The organism is Sphingobium sp. 3R8, assembly GCF_020166615.1.
Classification (GTDB): Bacteria; Pseudomonadota; Alphaproteobacteria; order Sphingomonadales; family Sphingomonadaceae; genus Sphingobium; species Sphingobium bisphenolicum.
In genome coordinates, this window is the sequence record NZ_JAIQXR010000020.1 from 1 (window position 1) to 12,894 (window position 12,894).

Sequence of the window (12,894 nt, forward strand, 5' to 3'; positions counted from 1 at the left end):
CCTCAATGCGGCTGTGGCTCAGGGCTTATGAGTCTACGGCCTAACCATTCGACTGTCAGAACGGGAAGCTCTCGGCAATTTCATTGATCGAAGAGTACGGTTCGATCTGCGCAAGCAGTTCAGTCGGTATGGTATTGAATCGGCCGGAAAAGGGCCCGTACGCGTAAATAGAAGAGAAAATGACACTTCAGGAAGCGAACTGACCTTCCGGTTGCCGGATGCACGCATCGGAGACATTGCCTATGATGTGACTTTAACGCAAAAAACCTTGGAAAATGCACAAGTAAGAGGTTTTTTCAATACAGATTTCAAGCCCAATCATGTTATTATCATTCGCCCTCGTCAGGTCGGATTAAATAGTAGCTATATTATAACACGACCGGAGACAAAAAAATGATTGAATATTTTGTTAGCTCTTATCGTAAAACCAATCCCTATATTCCAGATTCACTTAGCGAAATTTATGATATGCTGGGATCTATGATCTTAGGTGCCCCCACCTTTATCGACGCAACCGGGGTTTTCCACGATCAAAACATCGACACCGAATTTCATGCGCTGACCGAGGGGTTCGGGAAAGTGCGCAAGAAACTCGGCGAAGAGCGCTATGCGCAACTGATCGCACTCGCCGCGCAGGCGAAGGCCCTTTTCGCCGACGACCCCAACGATGACAACGGAAAGACCGATGAGGGCCGGACCTTATTGTTCGAGATCGAAAAGCTGATCCAGGCAACACGATCGCGCCGCGTGGCTGCGAAGCGGAAGGACGATGACGGCGACGTTTCCGGCGATTGAGCAAAAGAGGGGCGCTGTCTGTCCCTCGATCACTTGGCCGTCGGCCGCATCGCCAGCGCGTCGCGCGCGGCCTCCGCCAGCTGGCTGACCGAGAAGGGCTTGGGCAGGAAGGCGACATGGGCGATGTCGATCGATTTGCGCAGCTGTTCCTCGGCATAGCCCGACATGAACAGCACCGGCAGGTCGGGATAGGCGCGGCGGGCCTGGGCGACCATAGCGGGGCCATCCATATTGGGCATGACGACGTCGGAGATGAGGAGGTCGATCTTCTCCGGGCCGCCCAGCACCTCCAGACCCTGTTCGCCGTCATTGGCGGTCAGCACCTTATAGCCCTGCCGCGTCAGCGCCCGTTCGGCGACGGCGCGGACCATATCTTCGTCCTCCACCAGCAGCACGGTGCCGGTGCCCCAGGTTTCGGGCCGCGGCGCGGGCGCCTTCACCGGGGCCGGCTGTTCGGCGTCGGCGCCGGCATAGACCGGCAGGTAGATGACGAAGCTCGCGCCGCGGCCCAGTTCGGATTCGGCGAAGATATAGCCGCCCGACTGTTTGACGATGCCGTAGACGGTGGAGAGGCCAAGGCCCGTGCCCTTGCCCAGTTCCTTGGTGGTGAAAAAGGGTTCGAAAATCTTCGCGAGGATGTCCGGCGGGATGCCGAGCCCGGTGTCCGACACGCGCAGCGCGGTATAATCGCCCACCGGCAATATCTGCTGGCGCATCTCCCGCACCTTGATCGCGGGGACGGCGTAGGTCTGGATATTGACGGTGCCGCCTTCGGGCATGGCGTCGCGGGCGTTGACCGCCAGGTTGACGATCACCTGCTCCAACTGGCCCGGATCGGCGCGGATCGCGCCCAGATTACGACCGTGGGTCACGTCCAGCTTCACATTTTCGCCGAGCAGGCGCTTGAGCAGGTTGGAAACGTCGGCGACGATGTCGGGCAGTTGCAATATCTGCGGGCGCAAGGTCTGCTGGCGCGAGAAGGCGAGCAGCTGGCGGGTCAGGCCCGCGGCGCGATTGCTGTTCGACTTCACCTGCTGGATATCGTCATAATCGCTGTCGCCCGGCGTATGGCGCATCAGCATCAGGTCGCAATGGCCGATGATCGCGGTCAGGATATTGTTGAAATCATGCGCGACGCCGCCGGCGAGCTGGCCGATCGCCTGCATCTTGGTCGCCTGCGCGACCTGGCGCTTGAGCTTGGATTCTTCGCTATTGTCCTTGAGGCTGAGCAGCACCGCCGCTTCGCCCAGGCCCCGCACGCCGGCCAGACTGAGCGCGATCGGATCGTCGGGCGTGTCGCGCATCCGCACCGCGATGTCGCCGGACATTTGCGGGCCGACGGCGAAACGGCGCACCGCGTCGGCGACCGCCGCCTGATCCTCCCGCACGACGAGGTCGCCGGGATAGCTGGGCTTGTCGCCGGACTTGAGGCCCGCGACCCGCGCGAAGGCGTTGTTGACGAACAGGACGCGCCCGTCCCGGTCGGCCATGGCGAGGCCGAAGGGCAGCAGCGACAGCAGGGTTTCGATATAGGAGAGCGCGGAGGTGCCGCCACCGCCCGCCGGTTCGTCGATCAGCAGCAGCAGCATCGGCCCGTCCTGCATCGACGCCTGCGATCCGTTGGGCTGGGCGGCGCGCTTCAAGGGTACCTGGAGCAGGCGCAGCGGCAGGCCGCCCTGCTCCTCGCGCGCCAGAAACAGTCGCCCCTTGTCATCCACCCGCATATGGGCGGCGAAGTCGCGGCCGCCGATATTGGCGTCGATCCGCCCGGCGGCGCGCAGCAGGAAGGCGCCATTGGCGGCGCGGATGCGCCCCTCCCCGCCGATCAGCACCGCCATGATGCCTGCTTCGCCGAGCTGGCGGCCCGCTTCCCCGGTGAGGAAGCGATTGACGTCGTCCAGCGCGCTGGGCTGGCGCACCGGCGAGAAGCGCCAGAGCAGATAATCTTCCGACCGGCCGGTGCGGGCGACATCGACGTCGAGGCGCAGCGCGCCCTGCGCCACGCCCTCATGCCTGGCCTCACCGTCGCGCCAGGCGGCGCGGGCGGCGGCGGAGAGGGCGTCGTTGAGCGCCGCGTCGGCAGTGACGGCGGGCGGGGTCGGGTAGCCGGGAAACCATTCGCCGAACAGATCGCTGGCGCAGACCAGCCGTCCGCCCCGGTCGGTGACGGCGATCGCCATGCTCGACGCATCGGCCGCGGCGCGGGCCACGGTCCAGTCGGGCGTAGCCTCCCGGTCCGAAATCTGGGGCGGATAGAGATGCTGATACCAGGTCAGCAGCGCTGCTGCGGTCAGGATCGTCGCGGCGAAACCGGCGGCGAGCGGCCAGCTGCCCACCGCGTAGAGGACGAGCGCGGCGGAGGCCAGGGCGGCGAGGATCAGCAGCGGCAGCGCCAAGCGCGAGCGCGGCTGCATCAGCCAGGCCTCTTCACCTCTTTTCAACCCGACACCTCTGATACGAAACTGGACCTGAATGTTCCGCCGATCAGACGCCGGCGGCCTTCTCCAATGCGCCGCTTTGATGGACCTTGCCAATCCTCAATTTGCGCGCCTGCCATTTCCGCCCCATGCGGCGGCGCCAGAACCAGTCTGCGATGACATAGCCGATGACGGCGCTGGCGAGCGAGATCAGGAAGAGGCCGAGCAGCATCGCGGGCGCCGCTTCGGACAGGAGCCATGTGGTCCATTGGCTCACCGATGCATGGCCATCGACCAAAGCCATGAAGCCGGTCGCATCGGCGCTGCGCCCCAGCATCCAGTTGCCCAGCCAGACCGACGCCATCAGGATCAGCGGCGTGGTGGCGGGATTGGAGAGGAAGGTCATCGCGGCGGCGACCGGGATATTGGCGCGGAACGGCAGCGCCAGCAACGCCGCGCCGGCGATCTGCACGCCGGGGATCAGCAGGAAGATGCCAACGAACAGGCCCAGCGCCACGCCGCGCGGCACCGACCGGCGGGTGAAGCGCCAGAGCGAGGGTTCCAGCACACGATGGGCGACGGGGGCCAGGACGCGGCTCTGTTCAAGCGATTCGCGGGTCGGGCAATTGGCGTGCCACCAGCGGGTCAGGCGGCTCATCAGCCTTTGTCCCGCATGATGCGCTGCTGGTCGCGCTTCCAGTCGCGGTCCTTGATCGTCTCGCGCTTGTCGTGATTCTGCTTGCCCTTGGCCAGCGCCAGCTCGATCTTGGCGCGGCCGGTGCTGTTGAAATAGATCATCAGCGGCACCAAAGTCATGCCCTTGCGCGACACGGCGCTGTGCATCTTCTCGATCTCGCGCTCGTGCAGCAACAGCTTGCGCGGCCGCTTGGGCTCGTGATTCTCGCGGTTGCCATGGCTATATTCGGGGATGTTGCTGTTCACCAGAAACACCTGGTTGCCCTTCACCTCGGCATAGCTTTCGGCGATATTGCCCTCGCCCCCGCGCAACGCCTTCACCTCCGTGCCTTGCAGGGCGATGCCGGCCTCGAATACGTCCTCGATGAAATAGTCGAAGCGTGCGCGCCGGTTTTCGGCGACGATCTTCTTCTTGTCGAAGGTTGCGGGACGGGGGCGGGCCATGGTCTTGTTTATGCTTCCATTCGTGTCGGGCCGGGATGGCGACTATACGCCCCGCGCCCCTCTCCTATTCCATGCCTGCGCCCGGAATGGGCAGGATATGGTGTCGATCGCGTCGTTACACCAGCCCGGCGATTTCCAGCGCGCGATCGACCGCGGCCCGGCTCGATTCCGACGGCCAGGTGATCGGCAGGCGGACGTCGCTGGGCATGTCGGCGCGCACGCGCGTAAGCGCATATTTAACCGGACCGGGTGAAGAATCGCTGAACAGGGCATCGTGCAGGGGATAGAGACGATCCTGCAACGCCAAGGCGCCATCCCAGTCATGGCGCGCGCAGGCCGCCTGGAAATCGGCGCACAGGCGCGGCGCGACATTGGCGGTGACGCTGATGCACCCCTTGCCGCCCATCGCGTTGAAACCCAGCGCCGTTTCGTCATTGCCCGAAAGCTGGCAGAAGTCGGGACCGCAAGCCAGCCGCTGGGCGGTGACCCGCCCCAGATTCCCGGTGGCGTCCTTGATCCCCACGATCGACTGATATTCCTCGGCCAGACGATACATCACCGGCACGCCGATGTCGGTGATGGTGCGACCGGGCACATTGTACAGGACGATCGGCAGGTCGCAGCGTTCGGCCAGATAGGCGAAATGCTGATACACGCCATCCTGATTGGGCTTGTTATAATAGGGCGCGACGACCAGCGCGGCGTTCGCGCCGGCACCCTGCGCCGCATACATATGTTCGAGCGCGATTCGCGTGTCGTTGGAGCCGCAGCCGGCGATCACGGGGACGCGGCCGGCGGCCTGATCGACGCAGATGGCGATGACGCGATTATGCTCCTCGACCGTCATCGTCGCGCTTTCGCCGGTGGTGCCGCAGGGGACGAGCGCGCTCGAACCTTCCTCTATCTGCCAGTCCACCAGCGCGCGAAACGCCGCCTCATCGACCAGCCCATCGCGAAATGGGGTCACCAGAGCCGGAATCGAGCCCGAAAACATGATTAAACTCCTTCAAATCTCCGGGCAGCCGGGGCATGATCGATCGAGCCGCGCGCTATAGCGCGTCATTCAGGGCCTGATAAGGATGCAATTGCGATAATGTCCAGCATGCGCGCCACCACCCATGTCGAAAGTTATCTGATCCGCATGCCCATCATTGCCCTGTTGCTCATGACCGCCGGCGCCGGCGCCCAGACCGAGATGGTCCAGCCCGTACCGCCCGAATATCCCACGGCGCGCGGTCCGGTCGTCCAGCCGCTGCCTGCGCAGAATAACGGCCCCAGCCCCTGGCAACAGGCGCAAAGCCGGATCGGCGTGGCGCAGGACGGCAGCATCGCCGGCACGATCAGCCAGTGGCGCGCCTTGCAGCAGAGCGACGCCCTCGGCTTTTCCACCTATGCCAGCTTCATCGTCGCCAATCCCGGCTGGCCGGGCGAGGACCGGATGCGGCGGCTGGCGGAGACGGGAATCAATCCCGACAGTTTCGATCCCAGCCAGGTAGCGGGATTCTTTGCGCGCTTCCCGGCGCGAACCGCGACCGGCCATGCCCGCAACGCCGTGGCGCTGATGCAGCTCGGCCGGATGGACGAGGCGCGAATCGCCGCCCGCAATGCCTGGATCGGCGGATCGCTCAGCCCCACCGACGAGGCGCGGCTGCTGTCGCTGTTCGGCTCCAGCCTGACGCCCGCGGACCATGACCAGCGTGCCGACGCGCTGCTCTGGGCCAATGACAGCAACGGCGCGGCGCGGATGATCGCCTATGTCAGCCCCGCCCGGCGGCCGGTATTCCAGGCGCGTATCGCCTTCCGGCGCAAGGCGCCCGATGCGGCGATGCTGATGCAGGCGGCCGAGGCCACGGGCGCGAGCGATGCGGGCTTCGTCGCCGACAAGGCGATCTGGCTGCGCGACAGCGGCAACTGGGTCGCGGCGCGGCAATATCTGGCGAACCGCAGCGCCGTCGCCTACCGCCCCAGCAACGCCGAGAAATTCTACGAAATCCTGCTGGATCAGGCGCGCGCCGCATCCAATGACAGCCAGTGGAGCTTCGCCTACGGCATCGCCAGCAAGATCGACGACGCAGTCGCGCCGGGCACCGACATCAGCACCCAGCCGATCGGCGTGCGCGACGACTATACCAGCCTGGCCTGGCTGGCGGGCAGCACGGCCTTTTACAATTTGAACCGCCCGACCGACGCGGTGACGATGTTCCGCCGCTATGCCGATGCGGCCAAGTCGCCCCAGACCAAGTCGAAAGGCTATTATTGGGCCGGCCGCGCCGCGCTCCAGTCCGGCGATGCGGCTACCGCCAACAGCTATTTTGCCCAGGCGGGCGTCTATCCCGATCAGTTTTACGGGCAACTGGCGCTGGAGCGGCTGGGCCGCCCGATCCCCGCCCCCGCCACGGTTGAGCGGCCGGTGCCGATTTCCCAGGCCGAACGCGCCGCGTTCGACAATCGGACGGTGGTGCGCGCGGTGCAGGCGCTGGGCCAGATGGGTTATTGGGAAGACCAGAGCAAATTCGCCCGCGCCATCGCCAACAATGCCGACAGCGATACCGACCATTATCTGGCGGCCGAACTGGCGCAGAAGATCGGCCGCCCGGACATGGGCGTGATGGTCGGCCGCCGCGCCGTGTCGAGCGGGCTGACCGGTTATGGCCAGAGCGCCTTCCCGCGCGTTCCGGTGCCGTCCGAAGCGCAATATAACTGGACCATGGTCCATGCTATCGCCCGGCAGGAAAGCCAGTTCGACAAGCAGATCGTCAGCCATGCCGGCGCGCGCGGCCTGATGCAGCTGATGCCCGGCACCGCGCGCGAGCAGGCGGGCAAGCTCGGCATGAGCTACAATCCTGGATCGCTCAACGAGCCGAGCTACAATATCATGCTCGGATCGTCCTATTTCCAGCGGATGCTGGACTATTATGGCGGCAGCTACCCGCTGGCGGTGGCGGCCTATAATGCCGGGCCGGGCAATGTGAACAAATGGGTTCGCGCCAATGGCGACCCACGGATGCCGGGCGCGGACATGCTGCGCTGGATCGAGCAGATCCCGATTGTCGAGACGCGCAACTATGTGCAGCGCGTGCTGGAAAATGCCGTGGTCTATGAGGCGATGAACCCGGAGCGGGCGAAGGTCCGGGGGACCAATGCGGTGCTGAGCCGCTATCTGGGCAAGCAGACGCCGGGTTAGGGGTAGTCTTGCAGGCTGCGTCATCGCGCTTCTTCGACGTCGAGAAGAAAGCGGGATTCCGGGTCAGGCGCGGGATGACGAAGATGGGAATGGGCAGTAGGGTGACGCCATGACCACCCCCTATCCCAACTATATTTCCCCCGAAGGCTTCGCGAAGCTGCGCGCCGAATATGACCATTTGCTGGGCACCGAACGGCCGCGCATCGTCGAGGTGGTGAGTTGGGCCGCGGGCAATGGCGACCGCAGCGAGAATGGCGATTATCTCTACGGCCGCAAACGGATGCGCGAGATCGATTTTCAGCTCAAGCGCCTGTCGAAGAAGATGAAGGACGCCAAGGTCGTCGATGCCCGCCAGCAGCCCGACAAGGGCCGGGTCTATTTCGGCGCGACCGTCACCATCGCGGACGAGGACGACAATCACCGCACCGTCACCATCGTCGGCAATGACGAGACGGATGTGGACGCGGGCCGGATCGGCTGGGGATCGCCCATATCGCGCGCGCTGCGCGGGGCGGCGGTGGGCGACCTGCGCCGCGTGCTGCTGCCGGCGGGGGAGAAGGAATATGAGGTGATGGCGATCGCCTATCCGGCATGACCGAGACAGCAAGTTGGACAGTTGTGGCGGTTTTGCGCTTTTCGTGAGCTGAGGAACGCAATACACTTATTCGTGATTATAATTCACGGATCGTGGCAACATTGCACGGACGTAACAGACCGGAACCAGCCCCGTCCGTTCGGGCTGAGCCTGTCAAAGCCCCATTCTTCCCTCCTCGCGACATGAAAGAAGAAAACCCTTCAACAGGCTGAGGGTGAACGGGCTGTATTCTGGATTGCCGTGCGCCTGCCCCCCCCCGGCAGCGGCAATGAGCCATGTGCGGAAATCCGCCATCGCCGGACTGTCGGCGCGCGACATCACGCGGGTGAGCCAGTAGCCGCCCAGATCGACCGCCGTGGCGAAGGGCTGGACCAGGCGGCCCGCGTACAGATCGGCGTGAAACAGGGCGGGCGGGGCCAAGGCGACGCCCAGGCCACGCAGCGCCGCCTGCACCATCAGGATCGAACTGTCGAACAGCGGCCCGCGCAGCGGCGGGCAGAGGAAGCCGGCCGCCGCGAACCAGCGCGGCCATTCGTCGGCGCGGTAGGAGCGCAGCAGGGTTTCGCGCGCGAGCGCGGCCGGATCGGGCAGACGCGCCGCGACCTCGGGCGTGCAGAGCGGGGCGAGCGGCGCGCGCAGGATCGGGTCGGCATGGGTGCCATGCCAGGCGCCGTCGCCGAAGCGGATGGCGAGGTCCAGCCCCTCCCCCGCCAGATCGACGCGGTTGTTGTTGGTCATGATGCGCAGATCGACATGGGGGCAGGCCCGTTCGAAATCCGCCAGCCGATCCAGCAGCCAGCCGGCCGCGAAGGTGCCGACGACGCCCAGATTGAGGATTTCGCGCGGGCGGCCGCCCTCGATCCGGTCCAGCGTCGCACCGATCCGGTCGAGCGCGTCGCCCATGACCGGCAGCAGCGCGCGGCCTTCGTCGGTCAGCATCAGGCCGCGGGGCAGGCGGCGGAATAGCGGCGCGCCCAGTCGCGCCTCCAGCCCTGCCACCTGCTGGCTGACCGCACCCTGGCTGACGCACAGTTCGATGGCAGCTTTGGTAAAATTGAGATGACGCGCCGACGCCTCGAAGGCGCGCAAGGCGTTCAGGGGCAATTGGGAGCGGTCCATGGGGCAAGAGCCATAAGCCTGGCTCATGGCTCTGTCGAGAAATGCTGCTTTGCGGGCGGCCGCCCGACAGGGCAGCTTCGCCTTCACGAAGCAATGGAGGCAGGATCATGCGGAAAACGGCGGCATTGGCTATTAGCCTGGCTGGGATCGCGACCATGGGTGCGGGCAAGCCCGGCGGCGGCGCATCGCCGCCGGTCTCGCCCGATCATGCCAAGTGGATGGAACCGCAATCGCCCGCCCGGCTCTACGGATCGACCTATCTGGTCGGGTTCGGCGATTTGAACGTCGCGATGATCCGCACCAGCGCGGGGCTGATCCTGGTCGATGGCGGCGTTCCGGAAGGGGTGCCGGAGATTGCGGCGAATCTCCGCCAGCTCGGCCTGTCGATCAAACAGGTGAAGCTGATCCTCTCCACCGAGCCGCATTATGACCATGCCGGCGGCATCGCCGGGCTGGCGCGGGACAGCGGCGCGACCGTGATCGCCAGCGCGGCCGGCGCGGCGGTGCTGCGGACGGGCGGCGGCGACCCCGACGATCCGCAGGCGGCCTGGCTGGATCGCTTTCCCGGCGTCGCGAAGGTGCGCGCCGCGCGCGATGGGGAAGTGATCCGGCTGGGCGATACCGCCGTCACCGCCCATGCCACGCCGGGCCATACGCTGGGCAGCATGAGCTGGAGCTGGAAAAGTTGCGAGGGGAAGGATTGCCAGACGATCGTCTTCGGTTCCAGCCTCAATCCGATCGCGCCCGATGGCTGGCGCTTTGCCGATCCGGCGCACCGGCCGTTCGTCGACGCGTTTCGCACCAGCTTCGCGCGGGTGAAGGCGATGCGGTGCGACCTGCTGATCCCGTCCCACCCGGCCGACGATCAGGCCGACAGGCTGGCGCGGCTGCACAAGACGCGCACGCCCAACCCGTTTCTCGATTCCGGCGCCTGCCGCGCCTATGCGCAGCGGGCGGAGGCCACGCTGGGCAAGAAGCTGGCGGAGTGACGTCCGTTCGGTTCGCGCAGGCTTTTCGACAGGCTCGAACCGAACGGAGATGGGAAACCCTATTCGTGCGGACGTAGCGCCTGGTTCAGGCTGTCGAGTACCGCGTCGATCGGTTCGGTCACGGTCACGCTGCGCCCTTCGCCGAAGCGGATGCGGGTGCCGTCGCTGACCGAGGAAACGAAGGTGACCTGCGCGGGGTTGATCGCGGTCTGGGTGCGATCGGTGCCGACGAACATCACGAGCATGGCGTCCTCTCCTTTTTTGTGGCTGCATTTTCCGAGCCGTCGACCTTATTGTCGACTTGAAAATGCGGCTGTCTTTGGAAGAACAGCCTAACCTTTTCGCGCGCCGACGCCAGAGGGATCGTTCAGGCGGCGCGGATCGCCGCGATAAAGCCGCCTGCGCGCTGCTCCAGCCGATGCGCTTCCTCGGCCAGGGCGTCGGCGACATCGCGCATCCCCCGCGCCGCCAGGACGGTGGCCTGGGCATTGTCGCTGATCTGCCGCGCGCCGGTGCGGATATGGGCGCTGGACGACCCCGCCTCCGCCACGCTGTCCGCCATGGTCCGGCTGAAGAGACTCTGCCGCGCCACCGCCTCGAACACCGCCGCCGACAGCCGGTCGGCGCGGGCCATGGTGGCGTCCATATGCGCATGGCCGGCCGCCACGTCGCCGATGGCGGTGCGGATATGGTCGATCCGCCCGGCTATGCCGGCCGCGGCGTCGCGGGTCTGCTGGGCAAGCGACTTCACCTCCCGCGCGACCACGGCGAAGCCCTGCCCCGCCTCCCCCGCACGCGCCGCCTCTATCCCCGCATTGAGCGCCAGCATGGCGGTCGCGCGGGCGATGCTGTCGATGAGGGCGATGACCTCGCCAATGCCGTCCGCTTCGCTTTGCAGCGCGGTGCTGCGCGCGACGCCGGATCGGCTGCGAGCGGCAGCTTCGGCGATCGCTGCGCCTGCCGCCTGGGCTTCGGCTTCCATCGCCTGGAAGAGGTGGTGGAGTTCGCTGCCGCCCGACGCCACGCCCGCCAGCCGCTCCGCCGTTTGTGCTGCGGCGACCGCCATCGCGGCGGAGTCCGCGCCGTCGCCCGCCGCGCGTTCCGCCGCTTGCGCCGCCAGCGCCGACAGCCGTTCGGCCATCGCCGCCATGTCGGCGATCATCGTCGCGATATCCTGGCGGAAGGCCGCGCTTTCCTGGGTGATCTGCTCGACCCGTGCGGTCCGCGCCAGCGCCACCCGCGCGTCGCGTTCGGCCGCCAGCCGCAGCAGCAGCCCGCCGTCGAGCACGCCGCCATAGAGGCCGGCGTCGGTGACGATCAGCCCGTCGCAGCCCGCACCCTGCGCCGCGAACAGATCGACCAGCGCCTCCACGCTGGCGGCGCGATCGACCGTGGCGCAGGGGCGGACATGATCGTCCAGCCGTCCGCCGAAACTGGGATTGCGCAGCAGCGCATGGCCGAAGGGGTTGAAGAGGATGCGGCGCATGTCGCGCTCATAGATGGCGCCGACGGGGCGATCGCGCGCATCCAGCACCGGCAGCAGGCGCAAGGCCGAATCGCGCTGGAACCAGTCCACCGCCTCGCTGAGCGGCTGGCCCAGGCGCACGACCGGCGTCCGCTCCGCCAGGGGCAGACCGGGGACGACGGACGGATCGGGCATGGCGATGGGCGCGGCTAACATGGACAGCGGCTTAGACGGTCAATGGTAAATGCGCGGTTAGAATTTCATGACACTTTTGTTACAAGTAGCTGATTTCATTTGGATTTATAGCCAAATGCGTCCTGCGCCAGTTTGACCACGGCAGGGTCCGCATCGGGGAAATCCATCGGCACCAGCTTTTCCAGCCGGTCGGCGACATAGGTCAGGGCCGCGATCCGCCCCGCCTTGCGGTGGTTATTGTCGATCACCTGCCAGGGCGCGTGCTTGCTGTCGGTTTTCTTGAACATGGCGTGCATCGCGTCGAGATAGTCGGCGCGGCGGGCGCGGTTGCGATAGTCGTCCGCGCCGGTCTTCCATCGCTTCCACGGCGTATCGAGCCGCTGGGCGAGCTGTTCGTCCTGGGTTTCCTGGGTGATGTGGACGAACAGCTTGACGAAGTTGGTGCCGGCCTGCGCCAACTGCTTTTCGAAGGCGTTGATCTCGTCATAGCCGCGCTTCCAGTCGGCCTTGCTGCAGAAACCCTCGACCCGCTCGACCAGTACGCGGCCGTACCAGCTACGGTCGAAAATGCCGATATTGTGGCTGGCGGGCAGGCGCGTCCAGAAGCGCCAGAGGAAATGATGGTCGCGCTCCTCCGCGTTCGGGGCGGAAATGGGGTGGACCTGATAATAGCGCGGGTCCCAGTCGGCGCTCATCCGCTTGATGATGCCGCCCTTGCCTGCGGCGTCCCAGCCCTCCAGCAGGATGACGCTGCGTTTGCCATGGAGGATATGGGCGACCTGAATCTTGGCGAGCCGCCGCTGCAGGGCGAGCAGGTCGGCGTCATAGTCGCCCTTGTACTTCGCGCCCTTTTCATAGTCGGCAAGGTCGATGGTCATGGTTACCCTCTCTACCGTTCGGGCTGAGCGAAGTCGAAGCCCTCCACTGAACGCAGTGAAGTGCCTTCGCTACGCTCAGGAGAGTCCTTCGACAAGCTCAGGACGAACGGACTGAAG

The 12,894-nt window shown here is 65.7% G+C and carries 12 protein-coding genes; 4 read left to right on the top strand and 8 right to left on the bottom strand.

The features are described 5' to 3' along the window. Positions 1-393: 393 nt before the first annotated feature. Positions 394-795, top strand: a complete 402-nt coding sequence (locus K9B33_RS17375; RefSeq protein ID WP_224550336.1) for a hypothetical protein — start codon at positions 394-396, stop codon at positions 793-795. Positions 796-824: 29 nt separating this feature from the next. On the opposite strand, the gene K9B33_RS17380 is transcribed toward K9B33_RS17375, so the two are convergent. From K9B33_RS17380 to dapA, 4 genes are all read right to left on the bottom strand, one after another. Continuing rightward, entirely contained in the window at positions 825-3,209 is a 2,385-nt protein-coding gene (locus K9B33_RS17380; RefSeq protein ID WP_224550337.1) for an ATP-binding protein, read from the bottom strand. Positions 3,210-3,279: 70 nt separating this feature from the next. Further along, the gene (locus K9B33_RS17385; protein WP_411974036.1) at positions 3,280-3,870 is read right to left on the bottom strand and encodes a DUF2062 domain-containing protein; all 591 of its coding nucleotides are present in this window, start codon (positions 3,868-3,870) and stop codon (positions 3,280-3,282) included. After that, positions 3,870-4,352: an SsrA-binding protein SmpB gene (smpB, locus tag K9B33_RS17390; protein ID WP_066599515.1), complete on the bottom strand. Its 483-nt coding sequence runs from the start codon at positions 4,350-4,352 to the stop codon at positions 3,870-3,872. The genes K9B33_RS17385 and smpB overlap by 1 nt, the downstream gene beginning before the upstream one ends. 115 nt (positions 4,353-4,467) lie before the next feature. Then, entirely contained in the window at positions 4,468-5,346 is an 879-nt protein-coding gene (gene dapA, locus K9B33_RS17395; protein WP_224550338.1) for a 4-hydroxy-tetrahydrodipicolinate synthase, read from the bottom strand. 147 nt (positions 5,347-5,493) lie between these two features. On the opposite strand from dapA, the gene K9B33_RS17400 reads away from it, so the two are divergent. After that, positions 5,494-7,536, top strand: a complete 2,043-nt coding sequence (locus tag K9B33_RS17400; protein WP_411974038.1) for a transglycosylase SLT domain-containing protein — start codon at positions 5,494-5,496, stop codon at positions 7,534-7,536. Positions 7,537-7,645: 109 nt separating this feature from the next. Beyond that, positions 7,646-8,131, top strand: a complete 486-nt coding sequence (gene greB, locus K9B33_RS17405; protein WP_224550340.1) for a transcription elongation factor GreB — start codon at positions 7,646-7,648, stop codon at positions 8,129-8,131. A gap of 153 nt (positions 8,132-8,284) precedes the next feature. Here greB and K9B33_RS17410 read toward each other — a convergent pair whose 3' ends face one another. After that, positions 8,285-9,250 carry a LysR family transcriptional regulator gene (locus tag K9B33_RS17410; RefSeq protein ID WP_224550341.1) on the bottom strand — a complete coding sequence of 322 codons (966 nt, stop codon included), beginning with the start codon at positions 9,248-9,250 and terminating at the stop codon, positions 8,285-8,287. Between the two features lie 155 nt (positions 9,251-9,405). Here K9B33_RS17410 and bla point away from each other — a divergent pair, with 155 nt between their 5' ends. Further along, positions 9,406-10,239 (top strand): subclass B3 metallo-beta-lactamase, encoded by an 834-nt coding sequence (bla, locus tag K9B33_RS17415; protein WP_411974039.1) that lies wholly within the window; start codon positions 9,406-9,408, stop codon positions 10,237-10,239. A gap of 59 nt (positions 10,240-10,298) precedes the next feature. Here bla and K9B33_RS17420 read toward each other — a convergent pair whose 3' ends face one another. The 3 genes from K9B33_RS17420 to K9B33_RS17430 all read right to left on the bottom strand — a co-directional run bounded on the left by K9B33_RS17420 (position 10,299) and on the right by K9B33_RS17430 (position 12,777). After that, entirely contained in the window at positions 10,299-10,484 is a 186-nt protein-coding gene (locus tag K9B33_RS17420) for a hypothetical protein (protein ID WP_224550343.1), read from the bottom strand. A gap of 122 nt (positions 10,485-10,606) precedes the next feature. Beyond that, positions 10,607-11,920 (bottom strand): methyl-accepting chemotaxis protein, encoded by a 1,314-nt coding sequence (locus tag K9B33_RS17425; RefSeq protein WP_224550344.1) that lies wholly within the window; start codon positions 11,918-11,920, stop codon positions 10,607-10,609. 74 nt (positions 11,921-11,994) lie between these two features. Further along, positions 11,995-12,777 (bottom strand): polyphosphate kinase 2 family protein, encoded by a 783-nt coding sequence (locus tag K9B33_RS17430; RefSeq protein ID WP_224550345.1) that lies wholly within the window; start codon positions 12,775-12,777, stop codon positions 11,995-11,997. Positions 12,778-12,894: the final 117 nt, after the last annotated feature.

Bases quoted from the DNA above. Each gene is read 5' to 3' on its own strand.
- K9B33_RS17375 (WP_224550336.1), top strand. From the start codon at position 394: ATGATTGAATATTTTGTTAGCTCTTATCGTAAAACCAATCCCTATATT.
- K9B33_RS17380 (WP_224550337.1), bottom strand. From the start codon at position 3,209: ATGCAGCCGCGCTCGCGCTTGGCGCTGCCGCTGCTGATCCTCGCCGCC.
- K9B33_RS17385 (WP_411974036.1), bottom strand. From the start codon at position 3,870: ATGAGCCGCCTGACCCGCTGGTGGCACGCCAATTGCCCGACCCGCGAA.
- smpB (WP_066599515.1), bottom strand. From the start codon at position 4,352: ATGGCCCGCCCCCGTCCCGCAACCTTCGACAAGAAGAAGATCGTCGCC.
- dapA (WP_224550338.1), bottom strand. From the start codon at position 5,346: ATGTTTTCGGGCTCGATTCCGGCTCTGGTGACCCCATTTCGCGATGGG.
- K9B33_RS17400 (WP_411974038.1), top strand. From the start codon at position 5,494: ATGCCCATCATTGCCCTGTTGCTCATGACCGCCGGCGCCGGCGCCCAG.
- greB (WP_224550340.1), top strand. From the start codon at position 7,646: ATGACCACCCCCTATCCCAACTATATTTCCCCCGAAGGCTTCGCGAAG.
- K9B33_RS17410 (WP_224550341.1), bottom strand. From the start codon at position 9,250: ATGGACCGCTCCCAATTGCCCCTGAACGCCTTGCGCGCCTTCGAGGCG.
- bla (WP_411974039.1), top strand. From the start codon at position 9,406: ATGGGTGCGGGCAAGCCCGGCGGCGGCGCATCGCCGCCGGTCTCGCCC.
- K9B33_RS17420 (WP_224550343.1), bottom strand. From the start codon at position 10,484: ATGCTCGTGATGTTCGTCGGCACCGATCGCACCCAGACCGCGATCAAC.
- K9B33_RS17425 (WP_224550344.1), bottom strand. From the start codon at position 11,920: ATGTTAGCCGCGCCCATCGCCATGCCCGATCCGTCCGTCGTCCCCGGT.
- K9B33_RS17430 (WP_224550345.1), bottom strand. From the start codon at position 12,777: ATGACCATCGACCTTGCCGACTATGAAAAGGGCGCGAAGTACAAGGGC.